Raw genomic sequence first — 17,283 nt, forward strand, 5'->3', positions numbered from 1 at the left:
ATGAATCAAGGGCCCACGAACACGTTCACCTTGGTGGCCTGCGGGACGTTCTTGCGGAGCCGGAACCAGTAGAAGCCGTGGCCTGCGAGGGTGAGCAGATAGGGCAGTTCGCCGATGGCGGGGAAGCGGACCTGGCCGATGAGTTCCACCGGGTGGCGGCCGGTGAAGGGGCGCAGGTCCAGTTCGGTGGGCTGGGCGAACCGGGAGAAGTTGTGCACGCACATCACCAGGTCGTCCTTGTGTTCGCGCACGAAGGCGAGCACGGCCGGGTTGGAGGAGGGCAGTTCGGTGTAGGAGCCCAGGCCGAAGGCCGGGTTCTGCTTGCGGATCTCGATCATCCGCCGGGTCCAGTGCAGCAGCGAGGACGGGGAGGCCATCGACGCCTCCACGTTGGTGACCTGGTAGCCGTAGACCGGGTCCATGATCGTGGGCAGGTAGAGGCGGCCGGGGTCGCAGGAGGAGAAGCCCGCGTTGCGGTCCGGTGTCCACTGCATCGGGGTGCGTACCGCGTCGCGGTCGCCGAGCCAGATGTTGTCGCCCATACCGATCTCGTCGCCGTAGTAGAGGATCGGCGAGCCGGGCAGGGACAGCAGCAGCGCGGTGAACAGCTCGATCTGGTTGCGGTCGTTGTCCAGCAGCGGGGCCAGCCGGCGGCGGATGCCGATGTTGGCGCGCATGCGGGGGTCCTTGGCGTACTCGGCCCACATGTAGTCGCGTTCCTCGTCGGTGACCATCTCCAGGGTCAGCTCGTCGTGGTTGCGCAGGAAGATGCCCCACTGGCAGCCGGAGGGGATGGCGGGGGTCTTGGCGAGGATCTCGGAGACCGGGTAGCGCGACTCGCGGCGCACGGCCATGAAGATGCGGGGCATGACGGGGAAGTGGAAGGCCATGTGGCACTCGTCGCCGCCGCGGTGGTAGTCGCCGAAGTAGTCGACCACGTCCTCGGGCCACTGGTTGGCCTCCGCCAGCAGCACGGTGTCCGGGTAGTGCGCGTCGATCTCCTTGCGCACCCGCCTGAGGAACTCGTGCGTCGCCGGCAGGTTCTCGCAGTTCGTCCCGTCCTTGGCGTACAGATACGGGACCGCGTCCAGCCGGAATCCGTCGATCCCGAGATCCAGCCAGAAGCGGAGCGCCGCCAGGACTTCCTCCTGGACGGCCGGGTTCTCGTAGTTGAGGTCCGGCTGGTGGGCGAAGAACCGGTGGAAGTAGTACTGCTTGCGCACCGGATCGAAGGTCCAGTTGGACGCCTCCGTGTCGACGAAGATGACCCGCGCGTCCTGGTACTGCTTGTCGTCGTCGGCCCACATGTAGTAGTCGCCGTAGGGCCCGGACGGATCGTTCCTGGACTGCTGGAACCACGGGTGCTGGTCGCTGGTGTGGTTCATCACGAAGTCGATGATCACGCGCATGCCGCGCTGGTGCGCGGCGTCCACGAACTCCACGAAGTCCGCCAGGTCCCCGAACTCCGGCAGCACCGCCGTGTAGTCGGACACGTCGTAACCACCGTCACGCAGCGGCGACTTGAAGAACGGCGGCAGCCACAGGCAGTCCACGCCCAGCCACTGCAGATAGTCCAGCTTCGCCGTCAGCCCCTTCAGGTCGCCCACGCCGTCGCCGTTGCTGTCCTGGAAGGACCTGACCAGGACCTCGTAGAAGACGGCACGCTTGAACCACTCCGGATCGCGGTCCGCGGCGGGAGTGTCCTCGAAGGTGTCCGGGACGGGCTCGTTGACGATCATCGTGTGGGTGACCCTCCGATCTGCGGTGAGGACGGTCGCAGGACGGTCAGCACGTGTGCGGGGCTATCGCCCGGCGAAAGACGCACATAGTTGGCCCTGCCCCAGTGGTAGGTGACACCGGTGAGCTCGTCGCGCACCGGCACCGACTCGTGCCACTCCAGGCCGAGCCGCGGCATGTCCAACGAGACCGTCGCCTCCTGGGTGTGGTGGGGATCCAGGTTCACCACCACCACGACCGCGTCCGGACCCGAACACTTGCTGTACACGATCACCGCGTCGTTGTCGGCGTGGTGGAAGTGCAGGTTCCTGAGCCGCTGCAGAGCGGGATGCCGGCGCCGGATCGCGTTGAGCTTCGTGATCAGGGGTGCGATGCTGCGCCCCTCCCGCTCCGCGGCCTCCCAGTCCCGGGGCCGCAACTGGTACTTCTCCGAGTCCAGATACTCCTCACCGCCCTCCCGCAACGGCACGTTCTCACACAGCTCATACCCGGAATACACCCCCCACGACGGCGACAGCGTCGCCGCCAGCACCGCCCGCACCTCGAACGCCGGCCGCCCCCCACGCTGCAGATACGCATGCAGGATGTCCGGCGTGTTCACAAAGAAGTTCGGCCGCATGTACGCAGCCGTCTCCCCCGACAACTCCGTCAGATACTCCGTCAGCTCCCGCTTCGAATTCCGCCACGTGAAATACGTGTACGACTGCTGGAACCCCACCGCCGCCAGCGCCCGCATCATCGCCGGCCGCGTGAACGCCTCCGCCAGGAACACCACATCCGGATCCGACCGCCCGATCTCCCCGATCACCCGCTCCCAGAACACCACCGGCTTCGTATGCGGATTGTCCACCCGGAAGATCCGCACCCCATGCCCCATCCAGAACCGCAGAATCCGCAGCGACTCCGCCACCAGACCCTCCATGTCCGCATCGAAATACAGCGGATAGATGTCCTGGTACTTCTTCGGCGGGTTCTCCGCATACGCCACCGACCCGTCCACCCGATGCCGGAACCACTCCGGATGCTTCGCCACCCACGGATGGTCCGGCGAACACTGCAACGCGAAGTCCAGCGCCACCTCAAGACCCAGCTCCCCAGCCCGCCCCACGAACCAGTCGAAATCCCCGATCGTCCCCAACTGCGGATGCACCGCGTCATGACCACCCTCAGGCGACCCCACCGCCCACGGCACCCCCACATCCCCCGCACCCGCCGACAGACCGTTGTTCGGCCCCTTGCGAAACGTCGTCCCGATCGGATGCACCGGCGGCAGATACACCACGTCGAACCCCATCGACGCGATCACCGGCAACCGCCGCGCCGCCGACCGGAACGTCCCATGAGGACACCCCGCCGTCCCCTCCGACCGCGGAAAGAACTCGTACCACGACCCGAACAACGCCCGCTCCCGCTCCACCAGCAACGCGAACGGCCCCACCGGCGACACCGACTCCCGCAACGGACACGACGCCAGCACCGCATCCACCTCCGGCGTCAACGCCCCCGCCAACCGCGCCACCGGCGGCCGCGACTCATCACGCAGGGCACCGGCCGCGGCGAGAAGCACCCCCCGGCGGGGTCCTTCCGGGACTCCGGCGGCGGCCCGCTCGTACAGGTCGGCGCCCTCCTCCAGGACCAGGGCGACGTCGATGCGCGACGGCACCTTGATCCGTGCGTGCTGCCGCCAGGTGGTGACCGGATCGCTCCACCCCTCCACCAGATAGCTCCAGGTGCCGACCGAGTGCGGGGTCACCTCGGCACCCCAGCGGTCGCTGCCGGGTTCGAGTTCGCGCATCGGTGTCCACGGGCCGGGGCGGCCCTCGGGGTCCAGGAGGACGACGTTGGCACCGATCGCGCCATGGCCCTCGCCGAAGACCGTGGCGGTCACCTGGAAGGTCTCCCCCTCCACCGCCTTGGCCGGTCGCCGCCCGCAGTCGACGACGGGACGGACGTCCATGACCGGGATGCGCCCGATCCCGGGTCCACTCCCCACGACGGCGGCGGCGCTCGCCCCGCCCCCGTGCACGGCCTGCGGTTCCATGGACTTCGCCTCCTCCGCCGTTCTCGCTCCTCGGTGGGCTCCGGTTCTCCGGTTGTTCGTCTCACAGCGCCGGCGCCGTACGGCGGCCTCTCACACGTTCACCGACGGGGTGCTGCGGGGTGATCTGCGCACGGGCCGCTCGCGGCGGCCGCGGGGGTTCAGATAGAGCTCGGCGGCGTCGGCGGCCTCGCGCGCGCAGCGCTTGCCCATCAGCACGCACAACGTGTAGCCCGCGCTCTCGAAGGTGCCGCGTACCGCACGGTCGTCGGGGGACACGAGCATCAGGCGCTCCCACGCCCGGTACTGCTCGAGACGTCTGGCGACCTCGGCTCTGGCCGGCAGCAGCATGACGGCGGTCACCTCCACTCTCTCGGCTGAAGCGGTTCCGGACGGTTCGCGGGGGCCGCGGTCCGGGGGTGAGCGAAGGCCGCGCGCGCACGGAGCGATGTCGATCCGTTACGGCGATCGAGACCTTTCACCCATGGTGCACGGAGAGACACGCAGCGTCCTGTTCGCCTTTCAACCACATGGCGTGGACCGCTGAAGTTGCACGAATGGAGTACCGCGCGCACCCTGAGACTGACTCAGAAGCGATGACCGCTCACGCTTCGTGTTCGGGGCTCAGCCCTGCCAAGGGCGAGGAGGAGCGAGAGCTTCGCGGGTGAGGAGCCAACGACGATGAAGACCGCAGCGCCCTGCTACTACCACCTCGACGTGGAGATCCGCCCGGAGCGGATCGGCCGGATCCGGCGGATCCTGGCCGCCCATCTCCGGTACTGGAACCTGGACTTGCTCGTCGAGAGCGTCTGCCACTGCGCCGATGTGCTGTTGCGCACGATCGACGAACACGCGACGGACAAGAACGCCACCATCGAGATGTGGTGGAACGGTCAGCACCTCATCACCGCGGTCCAGGACAGCGAGCGTGACATCCTGCCGCACTCGGCGCCGAGCGGCTGCCTGACGCAGATCGCGGCGCTGAGCAACGGCTGGGGCTGCTGCGCCACCGACACCGGCGGCAAGATCATCTGGTTCTCGCAGCGGGCCCGGGCCGCCGAACGCGCCCCACTCGTCCCGGTGAGGCCCGCGCCGAGCCTGCACGACGCGCGGCCCCTCCCGCGCGCCCTGCCGCCGGCGACGGTGGCGACCGGGCGGGAGCGGGAGCACGCATCGGCCGGCAGCCGGTAAACCCGTCAACCCCCCGTCGCGGCCCGGTGGCCGACCGCGGGCGGACGGCCCGTCAGCCGGTGCCGCGCCGCCCCGCCGGCCACCCCGCGGTTTCCTCCCCCCTTCCGCCACATCGCTCTTCCGGGCGGGGGGTTGGGCCTGTCAGACTCCGGAGGTGCCCGACTTCGACATACTCGTCATCGGATCCGGACCGGGCGGCCAGAAGGCCGCCATCGCGGCGGCCAAGCTGGGCCGCCGGGTCGCCGTCGTCGACCGCCCCGACATGGTCGGCGGCGTCTCCATCCACACCGGCACCATTCCCTCCAAGACCCTGCGTGAGGCCGTCCTCTACCTCACCGGTCTCACCCAGCGGGATCTGTACGGGCAGAGCTACCGCCTCAAGGAGGAGATCACCGTCTCCGACCTGACCGCACGGACCCGCCATGTGGTGAACCGCGAGGTCGACGTCATCCGCAGCCAGCTCTCCCGCAACCAGGTCTCCGTGTTCGCCGGCACCGGCCGGTTCGTGGATCCCCACACCATCGCCGTACGCGAAGTGACGGGGCAGGAAAGGCTGTTGAGCGCCGCCACATTCGTCATCGCCACCGGCACCCGGCCGGCCCGGCCCGCGAGCGTGGAGTTCGACGGCCGGTCGATCATGGACTCGGACAACGTCCTCGATCTGGAGCGGGTGCCCCGTTCGATGGTGATCGTCGGGGCGGGTGTGATCGGCATGGAGTACGCCTCCATGTTCGCCGCCCTCGGCAGCAAGGTCACGGTGGTCGAGAAGCGGCCCGGGATGCTGGACTTCTGCGACGTGGAGGTCATCGAGTCACTGAAGTACCACCTGCGGGACCTGGCGGTCACCTTCCGCTTCGGGGAGACCGTCGCAGCGGTGGAACGGCATTCCCAGGGCACCCTCACGGTCCTGGAGAGCGGCAAGAAGATCCCCGCCGACGCCGTGATGTACTCGGCCGGCCGGCAGGGCCTGACCGACGAACTCGACCTCGACAAGGCGGGGCTCGTCTCCGACGCGCGCGGCCGGATCACGGTCGACGAGCACTACCGCACGGACGTGCCGCACATCTACGCCGTCGGCGACGTCATCGGCTTTCCTGCGCTGGCCGCCACCTCGATGGAACAGGGCCGCGTGGCGGCGTACCACGCCTGCGGGGAGCCGGTGCACGGGCTGGTCGGCCTGCAGCCGATCGGCATCTACACCATCCCGGAGATCAGCTTCATCGGGCGCACGGAGGACCAGCTCACCGAGGACCACGTGCCGTTCGAGGTCGGCATCTCCCGCTACCGCGAACTGGCCCGCGGGCAGATCATCGGCGATTCGCACGGCATGCTGAAACTGCTGGTGTCACCGGAGGACCGCACACTGCTCGGTGTGCACTGCTTCGGCACCGGGGCCACCGAGCTGATCCATATCGGCCAGTCGGTGATGGGCTGCGGCGGCACCGTCGACTACCTCGTCGACGCGGTCTTCAACTATCCGACGCTCGCGGAGTCCTACAAGGTCGCTGCGCTGGACGCGACGAACAAGATCCGGCAGGTCGACCGGATGGACGACTGATCCCGGCGGGGCCCGTGCCCGCGGTCCCCTCGCGTGGACAGCCGGCCCCGGAGTGATCGAGACTCGGCGGATGGCGAAGTACTACGACGTTCACCCCGACAACCCCCAGCCGCGCACGATCGGGCAGGTCGCCGACAGCATCCGCGAGGGCGCGCTCGTGGTCTACCCGACGGACTCCTGCTTCGCGCTGGGGTGCCGCCTCGGCAGCCGCGACGGCATGGAGCGCATCCGTGCGATCCGCCATCTCGACGACCGCCACCACTTCACGCTCGTGTGCCGGGACTTCGCGCAGCTGGGCCAGTTCGTGTACGTCGACAAGGATGTGTTCCGGGCGATCAAGGCATCCACACCGGGCAGCTACACGTTCATCCTCCCCGCGACGCGCGAGGTGCCGCGCAAGCTGCTCCATCCGAAGAAGAAGACGGTCGGCGTCCGTATCCCCGACCATGTCGTGGCGCAGGCCCTGCTGGCCGAACTCGGTGAGCCGCTGCTGTCCAGCACTCTGCTCCTGCCGGGCGAGGAGGAGCCGATGACGCAGGGCTGGGAGATCAAGGAGCGGCTCGACCACGTCGTGGACGCCGTGATCGACTCGGGCGACTGCGGGACCGTGCCGACCACGGTCATCGACTTCTCCGGCGGCGTGCCCGAGATCGTCCGCAGGGGCGCGGGCGACACGTCGCGGTTCGAGTGATCCGGGCGTCCCGCGAACGTCGTCCGGTGTCAGCCGGTGACGGGGTCTTCGAGCGGGCCCTGCTCGTCCGCGGGCTCGTCGTGCAGCCGCCGCACCAGGGAGTCCCGGTGCAGCGCGGCGAGCGCGGCCTGCAGATCGGGGTGGCGCAGCAGCGGCACCGCCCGGAGGTCCCCCTCGTCGGGGTGGGTGAGTCTGCGGAAGTCGAACGGGAGTCCGGCCGTGTGCTCGCAGCCGCCGAGCGCGGCGACCGCGGCACGGGCGAGGGACGGCGTGGTCAGCAGGCAGGCCGCCCAGCTCGCGACCACCTCGTCCACCCAGGTGCGCCAGCCCGGCTCGGCTCCGTCGGCGGCCGCCGGTCCCGGTCCGGCCAGCCGGTCCAGGCGGTCGGAGCCGCCCGGCCCGACGAACGCGACGAGGGCGGCGTCGGCCGCCGTGGGATAGCGCAGCCAGGCGGCCACCGTGGCGGCCTGGTGCGCCTGCACCTGCGCCAGGGCGGTGTCCAGGGCTCCGCCGGAGCCCGGGTAGGAGCGCAGCAGCCACTCCGTGGTGGCGGAGATCACGGGGGACAGATCGGCGGACATCGACGTCACCGTAGCCGTGCACCCGAAACGGAGAAATGACGCAGATCACTCCGGAGGGGTGGAAGGAGCCAGGGGCCCTACGGTGCCGGGCGGGAACGGCTCGGGGCACGCCGGGGACGGGGACCGCCGGGGGGCCGTCCGTCGCCCGTCGCGAGCACATCCGTCGCGGGGCGCCGCGGAACCGGGCCGCCGCCCGGCGCGTATCCGAGGCGAAGGACCATCTGGGGGAACTTCCCCGCGCTCAGGGTGTCCCTGACGACCGCCCTGAGGCGGGGGATCTCCAGCGGCTGCGTGTGGAAGGCGGCCACGACGTCGTGGGCGGCCGCGTACAGCAGGATCCGCTCCAGGGCCTGACCGGCGCGGAGCCAGTCCGGACGGTCGTCGTGGTCCGTGCTCAGCACCGCGACCAGTCCCGTCCGCGCCGGCCACCGCCGGGGCGGCGAAGGGAACGCCCGGGTGACGTCCGCGTAGTCGCGTCCGGCGAGGACCGTGCTGTCGGGGTGCGGCGCGGCCGTGTCGTGCGGAATCCCGTCGGTACGCGGCCAGGGGGTTCCCGCCCGCCAGGTCCACCGGGCCAGCTCGGCGGCATGCCCCCGGTCCATCCGGTGGAACTCCTCGGCCTCCCGGACCAGGCCGGCCAGATGCTGCCGGCTGTCGTTGTCGTCGATGCAGTACAGGGTGGCGCCCTCGTCGGCGGCGTGGGTCCGCAGCGCGTCGGTCAGCGCCGGTGGCAGCGGGTCCACCCGGAAGGGGCCGCGGGCGGTGCGCCGTAGCCGCAGCGCGCGGTACATGTGCTGCTCTTCGCCGGTGGGCCGCTCGTACGCTCCCCACAGCACCCGGGCCAGGAGCGCGCCGTCCCCGGGCCGCGGGAAGGGCTGCACGACCGGGTTGAAGCCCAGGTGCCGCATGGCGAGCCGGATGTTGAACAGGGCCGCGCCGCAGCTGATGACCATCTCCCGGCCCTGCGGATCGGTGAACACGAGGCGCCGGGTGACGTCGGCGTGCACCTCGATGCCCTTGCCTTGGCCCTCCTCGACGAAGATCCAGGGTTGTGTGTTGTACACCGAGGGCGCGGTGACGGCCGCGCGGACCAGATAGGTGGACGCGTGGCACGGACCCGCGTGCGAGACGGACATCGCCGGCGCCGCCCTTTCTCGAGCTTCCTGCTTCCATGCTCGTCCGCGCCGCCGGCCCGGGCATGGGCCGCACGGCCCTCCTCCTGGACCGAGCGGCCCAGGATGCCGCCCGGGACGGCGCCGCACGCAGACCGGCCTACCGGGCGCCGCGCCGGTCAGTCGTGCGGGACCAGGGCGACCGGGCAGATCACGTGGTGGATCAGGGCGTGGGCGACGGGACCGGTGTGCGAGCCGACCGCGGTGCGGCGCCGGCGGCGGCCCACCACCAGCAGGCACGCCCCGCCCGCCGCCTTCACCAGGACGTGGGCCGGGCGCCCCTCGTACAGGGTCTCGCGGACGAACACGGCGGGGAACTTCTCCCGCCACGGTGCGAGCAGCGCCGTGAGGTCCCGTTCCGCGTCCGCCTTGACCCGGGCGCGCTCCGCGGCGTCCGCGACGCCCCGTGTGTAGGGCACGTGCCAGGCGTGCGCCACCCGCAGCGGCGCCCTGCGCAGCTCCGCGGCGCGGAACGCGAACTCCAGCACGGCGTCGCAGGGCCGGCCGACGTCGAGGGCGACCGCGACATCGCGGTAGGGCGTCCGGTCGGAGGGCCGGCCCGAGCCGTCCGGAAGGCGCTCCTTCCAGGCGCTGTCACCGGCCCGTACGAGGACCACGGGCCGCTCCGCATGGGCCACGGTGGCCATGGCGACGGACCCGGAGAGGAATCCGCCGACGCTGCCCACTCCCTGGTTGCCGATGACCAGGAGCTCGGCCCGCTCCGCCTCGGCGAGCAGCGCGGGCCCCGGCTGCCTGCGCACCTGCTCGGTGGTGACGGTCACCTGCGGGTAGCGCTCGTTCAGCGGGTCGGCGGCGGCCCGCAGCACGCGCCGCGCCCGGGACTGCGGGGCCCGCAGCTCGGGCAGGACCGGGTGCGTGTCGTTCTCGGGCAGGCCCTCCCAGGCGTGCACCAGGCGCAGCGGCAGCCCCCGCCGCAGGGCTTCCCTCGCGGCCCAGTCGGCCGCGGCGAGGCTCTCGCGCGAACCGTCCAGGCCGGCGACGACCGGCCTCGGCATGACGGTCACCTCCTGTATCGTGCGGCATCCGGCCCGGACGCGGTCGTTCCGCGTCCGGGCCCGTCACGCATGGGGTACGACGGCCACGGGGCAGCCGACGTGATGGATCACGGCGTGGGTCACGGGGCCGGTCCGCGGGCAGGCGACCCGTTCGGACAGGCGGCGGCCGACGACCAGCAGGCTCGCCGACGAGGCGGCGCGCGCCAGGACGTTCGCCGCCTTGTCCGCCACCACCGACTCCGCGACCTCCACGTCGGGGTACTTGTCGCGCCAGGGCCGGAGCACGGCCGACAGGAAGCCGAGCCACTCGTCCGCCCGTTCGGGGTCGGCGACGAGACCGATGTCGCCGGCGCCCAGGCCGAGCGGCGAGGGCGCGTGCCAGGCGTGCACGGCCCTCAGCCGCGCACGGCGCAGCCGGGCGGACTCGAAGGCGAACTCGATGACCTCGTCGCACGGATCCTCGACGTCGATGCCGAGCACCACGTCCCGGTAGCCGGTGCGCGTGGAGCCGCTTCCGTCGTCCGCCGGGAGGTGTTCGTCCTCCGACTCCTCGCCCGCTCGCACGAGGACGACGGGGCAGGTCGCCCGCGCCACCACGCCGAGGGCGACCGAGCCCACCAGGAAGCCGGTGAAGCCGCTCAGGCCCCGGGAGCCCAGGACCAGCAGGTCGGCCCGGTCGCCGGCCTTCACCAGGGTCGCGACGGCGGAGCCCTGGACCTGCTGGTCGGACAGGCGCACGTCGGGGCATGTGCCGCGGAGGTGCTCCTCCGCCTGCCGCAGGACGCGCCGCGCCAGATGCCGCTGGGCGGCGTTCGCCGGCTCCCGCTGGCCCTGGGGCGGATGCCCGTCCCAGGCGTGCACCAGGCGCAGGGCACGCCCACGGCGCACGGCCTCCCGGGCCGCCCACCCGGCGGCGGACAGGCTCTCGTCGGATCCATCGACTCCGGCAACGACGGGCGGAAGCATGACGCCCACCTCCCACACTCGGTCCCGTTCCCCACCAGCGTCCCGCCGGGACCGCCGGGAGGCGATGGGCTGTCAGGTCCTGTGCGGGGACCGTCCGGCCCATGCCCACGGGCGGTGCGCCGGCCGGCCGCCGGACGCCGTTGCGGCCGTTCACTCCGCGAGCAGCAGCCGGCACGTCTCCCCCGGCCGCACGCACACCGCGCGGTCCGGCAGCCTGACGTCGATGGGATCGCGGTCCGACGTCGGCACCGCGATCTCCAGACTGCCGCGTTCCAGCCGCAGCCGCACGCCCCAGTGGCCCCGGTAGCGGATCGCGAACCCGTACGACGACAGCTCCGGCAGCGGCACGGGGTCGAGCCAGAGCGCCCCGTTGCGGGTCTCCAGTCCGGTCAGCCCGCGCTGCACGAGGTCGAGGGTGCCCCCCATGGCGCCGAGGTGGATGCCCTCCCCCGTGGTGCCGCCCTGCACATCGGCGATGTCGCCCCGCAGGGCCTCCTGGCAGAAGGTCCACGCGTCGGCGCCCCGGCACCGGGCCAGGACCCAGCCGTGGACGACGCCGCTGAGGGTGGAGCCGTGGCTGGTGCGGGCCAGGTAGTAGTCGACGGTGCGCCGCCAGACGTCCTCGTCGAGCCGGTGGCCCAGACGGCGGAAGAGCCCCTGGAGTTCGGACGGGGACAGGAGGTACCCCAGCATCAGCACGTCCGCCTGCTTGGACGCCTTGTAGCGGTTGACGGTGTCGCCCTCCGACTCCAGGATCCGGTCCAGGCGGCGGATGTCGCCGTACTGCCTGCGGTAGCCGTCCCAGTCCAGCTCGGCGAGGTCGCCGTAGCCGTCGAACTGGCTGATCACGTCGTCGTGGAAGGGCACGTGGAGCGTGCGCGAGACGTCCTCCCACTGTTCGAGTTCGCCCTCGTCGAGCCCGGTGCGCTCGACGAGTTCGCGCAGCCGGGGCTCCGGCAGGGCGCGCAGCGCCTCCAGCGTGCGGCAGAGCACCCATGCGGCCATCACGTTGGTGTACGCGTTGTCGTCGAGGCCGGGCTGCGCCGCACCGGGATAGCCGTCGTGGTACTCGTCGGGGCCGACCACGCCGCGGATACGGTGCCGCCCGAGGCTCTCGTCCCAGGTCGCCGCGTCCGCCCAGAAACGGGCGATCTGCAGCAGCATCTCGGCGCCCTTGGTGTGCAGGAACTCCGCGTCCCCGCTCGCCTCGCAGTACTGCCACACGTTGTACGCCACGGCCGAGCCGACGTGCCACTGGAGCCGGGAGTGGTCGGGCAGCCAGCGGCCCGAGCGCGGGTTGAGGTGCAGTTCCTGGGTCTCCTCGCGCCCGTCGCTGCCGCTCTGCCACGGGTACAGCGCGCCCTTCCTGCCGATCGCGCGGGCCGCGGCGAGGGCCCGGTCCAGGCGCCGGTGGCGGTAGCGGATCAGGGCGCGGGAGACCTCGGGGAAGTGCAGGTTGAGGCCCGGCAGCACGAACAGTTCGTCCCAGAAGACGTGCCCGCGGTACGCCTCTCCGTGCAGCCCCCGGGCGGGCACCCCCACATCGAGGTCGGCGGTGTGCGGCGAGAGGGTCTGCAGGACGTGGAAGAGGTGCAGCCGCAGTGCGTCTCCCGCCTCCCCGGGTACGTCGAGGGCGGCCCGCCGCCACAGCACGTCCCAGGCGGTGAGGTGGGTGTCGAGCAGATCGTCGAAGCCGGGTGCCGCGTCCACCCGGTCCACGGCGGCGCGCAGCGGGTCGCTGATCGCCGGGTCGCGGGAGGTGTGCAGGGCGACGGTCTTGTCGACGGTGACGGTCCGGCCGGGCGTCAGGGTCAGGCCGGCCCGCTGGACGGCGCGGGGGAACTCGTGGCGGGTCGCGATGGGCACCTCCGTGGTCAGCCGGGCCGCCAGGCCGATCCGGATGTCGGAGGTGCGGGTGCGGCAGCGCAGCCACACGGTGTCCGGGGCTGCGGTTCCGGTGTGCACATGGACGAGGTGATGGCCGTTCAGGTCGCGGTAGCGCGCCACGCCGGCGTTGACGACGCCGCCGTCGAGCGCGGCCTCGGCCTCCAGCTCGCCGGTGAACCCCTCGGCCGTGAACTCGGTGCGCAGGGCGGCGAGATGGGGGTCCGCCATGTGCACGAGCCGCTGCTGGCGCACCGACAGGGTGCGTCCCTCGCCGAGGTCGAACCGCGTCCGCCGCTCCAGCAGGCCCGACGACAGGTGGAGGACCTGACGGTGGTCGAGGACGGTCGCCGTGTCCGGGGTGAGCCACTGCTGACCGGCGAGGCGGAAACGCAGCGGCAGCCAGTTGGGGAGGTTGACCATGTCCTCGTTCTCGACCTCGCGTCCCGCGACCTGCGAGGTGAGCCGGTTGTAGCAGCCCGCCGCGTAGGTGCCGGGATAGTGCACGTCGTCCGCGCCGCACTCGGGCAGCGCGCCCCGGGTGGCGAAGTAGCCGTTGCCCAGCGTGCACAGAGACTCGCGCAGGCGTTCGTGCGCGGGGTCGTAGCCCTCGTACGGCCAGGTCCAGCCCGTCACTGCGGCGTTCCTCTCCCGAGCGGTTCTGCGAGGTCGCGTACGACGATGCCGGCGCCGCGCCGCATCAGTCTCGCCCCGCCGGCCGGTGCGGCGGCGCGGTCCACGCCGACCGCGAGGGCGAATCCACCGCGGTGGCCCGCCCCGGCACCCGGGGCGTGCTGCCGGACGGGACGGCCACGAGCACTCCTGTGGCCGGCGAGCGGGCGATCACATCCGCTGGGGCACGATCGCGACCGGACAGTCGGCGTGGTGCAGCAGCGTGTGCGCCACCCGGCCGAGCTGGAGGCCGAAGTGCCCCTGCCGGCGCGGGGCCCCGATGACGACGAGGTCGGCGGCGGCCGAGCGCTTCAGCAGCACCGTCCGGGCCGGCCCTTCGACGGTGGCCCGGCGCACCCGGACCCCCGGATGGTCCGCCGCCGCGTCGTGGATCAGGGCGTCGAGCAGGGCGGACGCCCGCTGCTCGGGCCGGCACGCCGGTTCCCCGGCCGGCGGCGGGTGACCGGTCGGCTCGTGCGAGGGGCGGCGCCAGGCCCGTACGACGTCGAGGACGCACCCGCGCGCCTCCGCCTCGCGGAAGGCGAACCGCACGGCCTCCCCCGTGGTGCCGGGCTCCCCGGCGCCGAGCATGATCCGTTCGTGGGCGCCGGACAGGCCCGCCTTGTCGCCGCGGACGACGATCACGGGGCAGGGGGCGCGGGCGGCCACGGCCAGGCCGACCGAGCCGAGCAGCAGCGTCGCCAGCCCGCCGCGGCCCCGGGATCCGGTGATCAGGGCGGAGGCGTTGTGGCCCTCGCTGAGCAGGGCGGACACCGCGTCCTCGGGCACCATGTCCGCGGAGACCTTCAGGTCCGGGCTGCGGCGCCGTGCGCGCTCCGCGGCGGAGGCGATGATGTGCTCCTCCAGCACCTGCTCGGACGGGCCTTGCGGGCCGCCCGACGGGGCGATCCCTTCGTAGCGTTCCCACAGGGAGGCGTACACCAGCCGGAGCGGGAGACCGTGGCGGACCGCCTCGTCCACGGCCCAGTCGACCGCCGCGAGGCTCGAGTCGGATCCGTCCACGCCCACGACCAGGGGCAGTTCCATCGTCGCCACCGCCTTTCCGCCCGGCTGCAGTCCACCACTCACCGTCGCACGGCGGGACCCGGCGGCGGGAGGGGCGCTTCGGCCCCCGTCAGGGACGTTGGGCCCCGCCTACGCCCCGCGCCCGCCCCGCGCCCGCCGCGCGCCCGCCGTGTCCGTCAGCAGCGGGCGGCGGGCCGGTGGCCTGCCGTGGTCGGCCGTGACGACGGCGCCGGGCGGGACGGTCCGCGTCCGCGGCGGCGCAGCAGGCGGACGGCCAGCGCGTCGCACGCGGCGGTGAGGACGAACGTCACGCCCATGGCCGCGACGAGCAGGACGGCGAACCGCTGCCAGAACTCCGGTGTGAGACTCGTACCCATGCTGCTCGCTCCCCTCGGGGTGGGCGGCTTCTCCTCGTTCAGCCAACTCCCTTGCGTGCGACGGCACATGAGCCGTCCGGCCCGGAGAGGGGTGGAAACCGGCCCTTGCGGCGCGGCCGGGACGGCGGGAGGCGGGGATCGTGTCCACCGGGTTGGGGCCGAACGGCCCTGGTGCTCCTGCTGCGGATGTGGTGTCCTGTAGGTGACGGGAAGGACCCAGAGAGACGCGGAGAAACGGCCTTAGTGCCGCGCACCGCGCAATCAGGATTCGCGAGAAGCGGATAGGGCCCTTCCCGCCGTCATGTCCGGCCGGCGCCGCCCGTGTCCCGCGCCGCCGCGACCCGGTGGCGGACGATCTCCTCCTCGACCCGCTCCGCCAGGACGTCGACCGCTCCCGCGACGGGCGCGGACAGTCCCCGGCCGAGCGTGGTGTCGGCCGCCTCGACGGCGTAGGAGACCAGCCGGCGGGGCAGCCGGTCCAGCTCCCGCGCCAGCTCGACGGCCTCGCCGAGACCGTGCGGCCCCAGGCAGTCCGGCCGCCGCAGCGCGGCAGAGTCCAGTTCGAGCCGGTAGACGCGGCCGGGATGCTCGGGGCGGCCGTGGGCGGGCTCCAGCACGATGGCGAGTTCGGCGGCGTCCCAGAGCCGGATCACCCACCCGGGATCCTGGTCGCATTCGGCGAGCACCGTGCCCGGCGGAAGCGGGCGGGCCGCCGCGCGCTCCCGCAGCCGGCAGAGCGCCTCCCAGCCGATCCCGTCGTCGTGCCGGAGCCGGTCTCCGACGGCGATGACCGCTATTCGGGTGGAGACAGCCATGGTTCCTCTCCCTCCACTGCATGTCTTTCCAGCCTGTGGGGTGGTGTGCGCCGCGCCAGGGGCCGAAGGACCCCGGCCCTGGTCCGGTGGGCCTCCACGCCGCTCACGCACGGCCTCGTGGGGCACATAGGGGCCGAACGACCCAGCGCCGGGACCGGGCGGCCCGTGGTGCCGTGCGGGGCCCCCGTCCAGGCTGGTAGCAGGCACCCGACGGCACCCCGGTCCGGTTGTGCGGGCCGCGGACGCCGCACCATGCGGTGCCCGGTCGGCACCGGCCTCCGAGGAGGTCGCGGCACGCACCACGAACTCGCCGGCCGGCTGCGGCGGCAGGAACGAAGGGAGACGGAGTGATGACCTCTGCCACCAGCATGGCCGCGGCCCTCCCGGCGGAGCACCGCGAACGGCTGATGCGGATCGCCCGCGAGGTGTCCTTCGACGCGGGGTCCCGGCTGTTCGAGGAGGGGCGGCGCGCCGACAAGTTCTGGATCGTCCGCACCGGGACCGTGGCCCTGGACCTCCATGTGCCCGGCCGGCAGGCCGCCGTCATCGAGTCGCTGGGGCACGGGGAACTGGTCGGCTGGTCCTGGCTCTACTCGCCGTACGTGTGGCAGCTGGGCGCCGAGGCCATGAGCCCGGTGCGTGCCTACGAGTTCGACGCGGTGACCGTACGGGCGATGTGCGAGGAGGACCCCGAGTTCGGCCGTGCGATCGCCGTCTGGGTGGGCCGTGTGCTCGCCCACCGGCTGCACGCCGCACGCACCCGGCTGCTCGACCTGTACGCCCCGTACGGCAGCGGCGGCCGGTCCTGACCGGTCCGCCCCTGGCGCACCGGCCTGCCGGCGGGTCCCTGGATCTCACCGTCGCCCCCGTCCGACATGTCGAGGAGGAGACCGTGCCCGCTAGCCCGTACCTCGTGAGCGACGTCATGACGCACACCGTCATCGCCGTCGGCCGCGACGCCCCGTTCAAGGACATCGTCAGGCTCATGGAGCAGTGGAGGGTCAGCGCCCTTCCCGTGCTGGAGGGGGAGGGCCGCGTGATCGGCGTCGTCTCCGAGGCCGACCTGCTGCCCAAGGAGGAGTTCCGCGACAGCGACCCGGACCGGTTCACACAGCTGCACCGGCTGTCCGACCTGGCCAAGGCGGGCGGGCTGTCCGCCGGGGAGCTGATGAGCGCGCCGGCCGTCACCGTGCACCCCGGCAGCACCCTCGCCCAGGCCGCCCGGATCATGGCCCAGCGCAACGTCAAGCGGCTGCCGGTCGTCAACGACGAGGGCATGCTCGAGGGCGTCGTCAGCCGTGCGGACCTGCTCAAGGTCTTCCTGCGGCCCGACAAGGACATCGCCGACGAGATCCGGCGCGACATCGTCGACGTCCTGCTGCCGGTCCCGGTCGAGCCGGTCCACGTCATGGTCACCGAGGGCGTCGTCACGCTCACGGGGAAGATCCGCGACGCCGACCTGATCCCCATGACCGTCCGCCTGGTGCGGGCCGTCGAGGGCGTGGTCGACGTGGACTGCCACATCTCGTCGGCCGACGCGTCGTGACGCGCGCCGGCCG

16 protein-coding genes are annotated in these 17,283 nt (G+C 72.3%); 5 read left to right on the forward strand and 11 right to left on the reverse strand.

The annotated features are described in order from the left end of the window. Nucleotides 1-5: 5 nt before the first annotated feature. The 3 genes from treS to ACZ79I_RS03025 all read right to left on the reverse strand — a co-directional run bounded on the left by treS (nt 6) and on the right by ACZ79I_RS03025 (nt 4,126). Complete coding sequence (gene treS, locus ACZ79I_RS03015; RefSeq protein WP_471493800.1) at nt 6-1,739, reverse strand: maltose alpha-D-glucosyltransferase; 1,734 nt, start codon at nt 1,737-1,739, stop codon at nt 6-8. Then, nucleotides 1,736-3,778 carry an alpha-1,4-glucan--maltose-1-phosphate maltosyltransferase gene (locus ACZ79I_RS03020; RefSeq protein ID WP_471493801.1) on the reverse strand — a complete coding sequence of 681 codons (2,043 nt, stop codon included), beginning with the start codon at nt 3,776-3,778 and terminating at the stop codon, nt 1,736-1,738. The genes treS and ACZ79I_RS03020 overlap by 4 nt, the downstream gene beginning before the upstream one ends. Nucleotides 3,779-3,868: 90 nt before the next feature. After that, nucleotides 3,869-4,126, reverse strand: a complete 258-nt coding sequence (locus ACZ79I_RS03025; protein WP_471504722.1) for a DUF5133 domain-containing protein — start codon at nt 4,124-4,126, stop codon at nt 3,869-3,871. Nucleotides 4,127-4,456: 330 nt separating this feature from the next. Here ACZ79I_RS03025 and ACZ79I_RS03030 point away from each other — a divergent pair, with 330 nt between their 5' ends. The 3 genes from ACZ79I_RS03030 to ACZ79I_RS03040 all read left to right on the forward strand — a co-directional run bounded on the left by ACZ79I_RS03030 (nt 4,457) and on the right by ACZ79I_RS03040 (nt 7,215). After that, nucleotides 4,457-4,966, forward strand: coding sequence for a pep a2 (locus tag ACZ79I_RS03030; protein ID WP_471493802.1), 510 nt, complete (start codon nt 4,457-4,459; stop codon nt 4,964-4,966). Between the two features lie 154 nt (nt 4,967-5,120). Further along, nucleotides 5,121-6,524, forward strand: a complete 1,404-nt coding sequence (gene sthA / locus ACZ79I_RS03035; protein WP_471493804.1) for a Si-specific NAD(P)(+) transhydrogenase — start codon at nt 5,121-5,123, stop codon at nt 6,522-6,524. A gap of 70 nt (nt 6,525-6,594) precedes the next feature. Then, nucleotides 6,595-7,215 (forward strand): L-threonylcarbamoyladenylate synthase, encoded by a 621-nt coding sequence (locus tag ACZ79I_RS03040; protein WP_471493805.1) that lies wholly within the window; start codon nt 6,595-6,597, stop codon nt 7,213-7,215. Nucleotides 7,216-7,244: 29 nt separating this feature from the next. Here the strand turns inward: ACZ79I_RS03040 and ACZ79I_RS03045 are convergent, their stop codons facing one another. From ACZ79I_RS03045 to ACZ79I_RS03080, 8 genes are all read right to left on the reverse strand, one after another. After that, complete coding sequence (locus ACZ79I_RS03045; protein ID WP_471493807.1) at nt 7,245-7,796, reverse strand: hypothetical protein; 552 nt, start codon at nt 7,794-7,796, stop codon at nt 7,245-7,247. 77 nt (nt 7,797-7,873) lie between these two features. Then, nucleotides 7,874-8,932 (reverse strand): Acg family FMN-binding oxidoreductase, encoded by a 1,059-nt coding sequence (locus ACZ79I_RS03050; RefSeq protein ID WP_471493808.1) that lies wholly within the window; start codon nt 8,930-8,932, stop codon nt 7,874-7,876. Between the two features lie 155 nt (nt 8,933-9,087). Beyond that, on the reverse strand, nt 9,088-9,984 hold the full coding sequence (locus ACZ79I_RS03055) for a universal stress protein (protein WP_471493810.1): 897 nt from the start codon (nt 9,982-9,984) through the stop codon (nt 9,088-9,090). Nucleotides 9,985-10,047: 63 nt separating this feature from the next. Continuing rightward, a complete protein-coding gene (locus tag ACZ79I_RS03060) occupies nt 10,048-10,950 on the reverse strand; it encodes a universal stress protein (RefSeq protein ID WP_471493812.1) in 903 nt (300 codons plus the stop codon). A gap of 150 nt (nt 10,951-11,100) precedes the next feature. After that, a complete protein-coding gene (locus ACZ79I_RS03065) occupies nt 11,101-13,470 on the reverse strand; it encodes a glycoside hydrolase family 65 protein (RefSeq protein WP_471493813.1) in 2,370 nt (789 codons plus the stop codon). 207 nt (nt 13,471-13,677) lie between these two features. After that, nucleotides 13,678-14,553 (reverse strand): universal stress protein, encoded by an 876-nt coding sequence (locus ACZ79I_RS03070; RefSeq protein WP_471504724.1) that lies wholly within the window; start codon nt 14,551-14,553, stop codon nt 13,678-13,680. Nucleotides 14,554-14,708: 155 nt separating this feature from the next. Then, nucleotides 14,709-14,909, reverse strand: coding sequence for a hypothetical protein (locus tag ACZ79I_RS03075; protein WP_471493815.1), 201 nt, complete (start codon nt 14,907-14,909; stop codon nt 14,709-14,711). Between the two features lie 299 nt (nt 14,910-15,208). Continuing rightward, a complete protein-coding gene (locus ACZ79I_RS03080) occupies nt 15,209-15,724 on the reverse strand; it encodes a hydrogenase maturation protease (protein ID WP_471493817.1) in 516 nt (171 codons plus the stop codon). A gap of 350 nt (nt 15,725-16,074) precedes the next feature. Between ACZ79I_RS03080 and ACZ79I_RS03085 the strand changes: the two genes are divergently transcribed. Next, nucleotides 16,075-16,533 carry a Crp/Fnr family transcriptional regulator gene (locus tag ACZ79I_RS03085; protein WP_471493818.1) on the forward strand — a complete coding sequence of 153 codons (459 nt, stop codon included), beginning with the start codon at nt 16,075-16,077 and terminating at the stop codon, nt 16,531-16,533. Nucleotides 16,534-16,616: 83 nt separating this feature from the next. Further along, a complete protein-coding gene (locus tag ACZ79I_RS03090; protein ID WP_471493820.1) occupies nt 16,617-17,270 on the forward strand; it encodes a CBS domain-containing protein in 654 nt (217 codons plus the stop codon). The last annotated feature ends 13 nt before the right edge of the window (nt 17,271-17,283 follow it).

It is taken from the genome of Streptomyces sp. PSU-S4-23, from assembly GCF_055632315.1.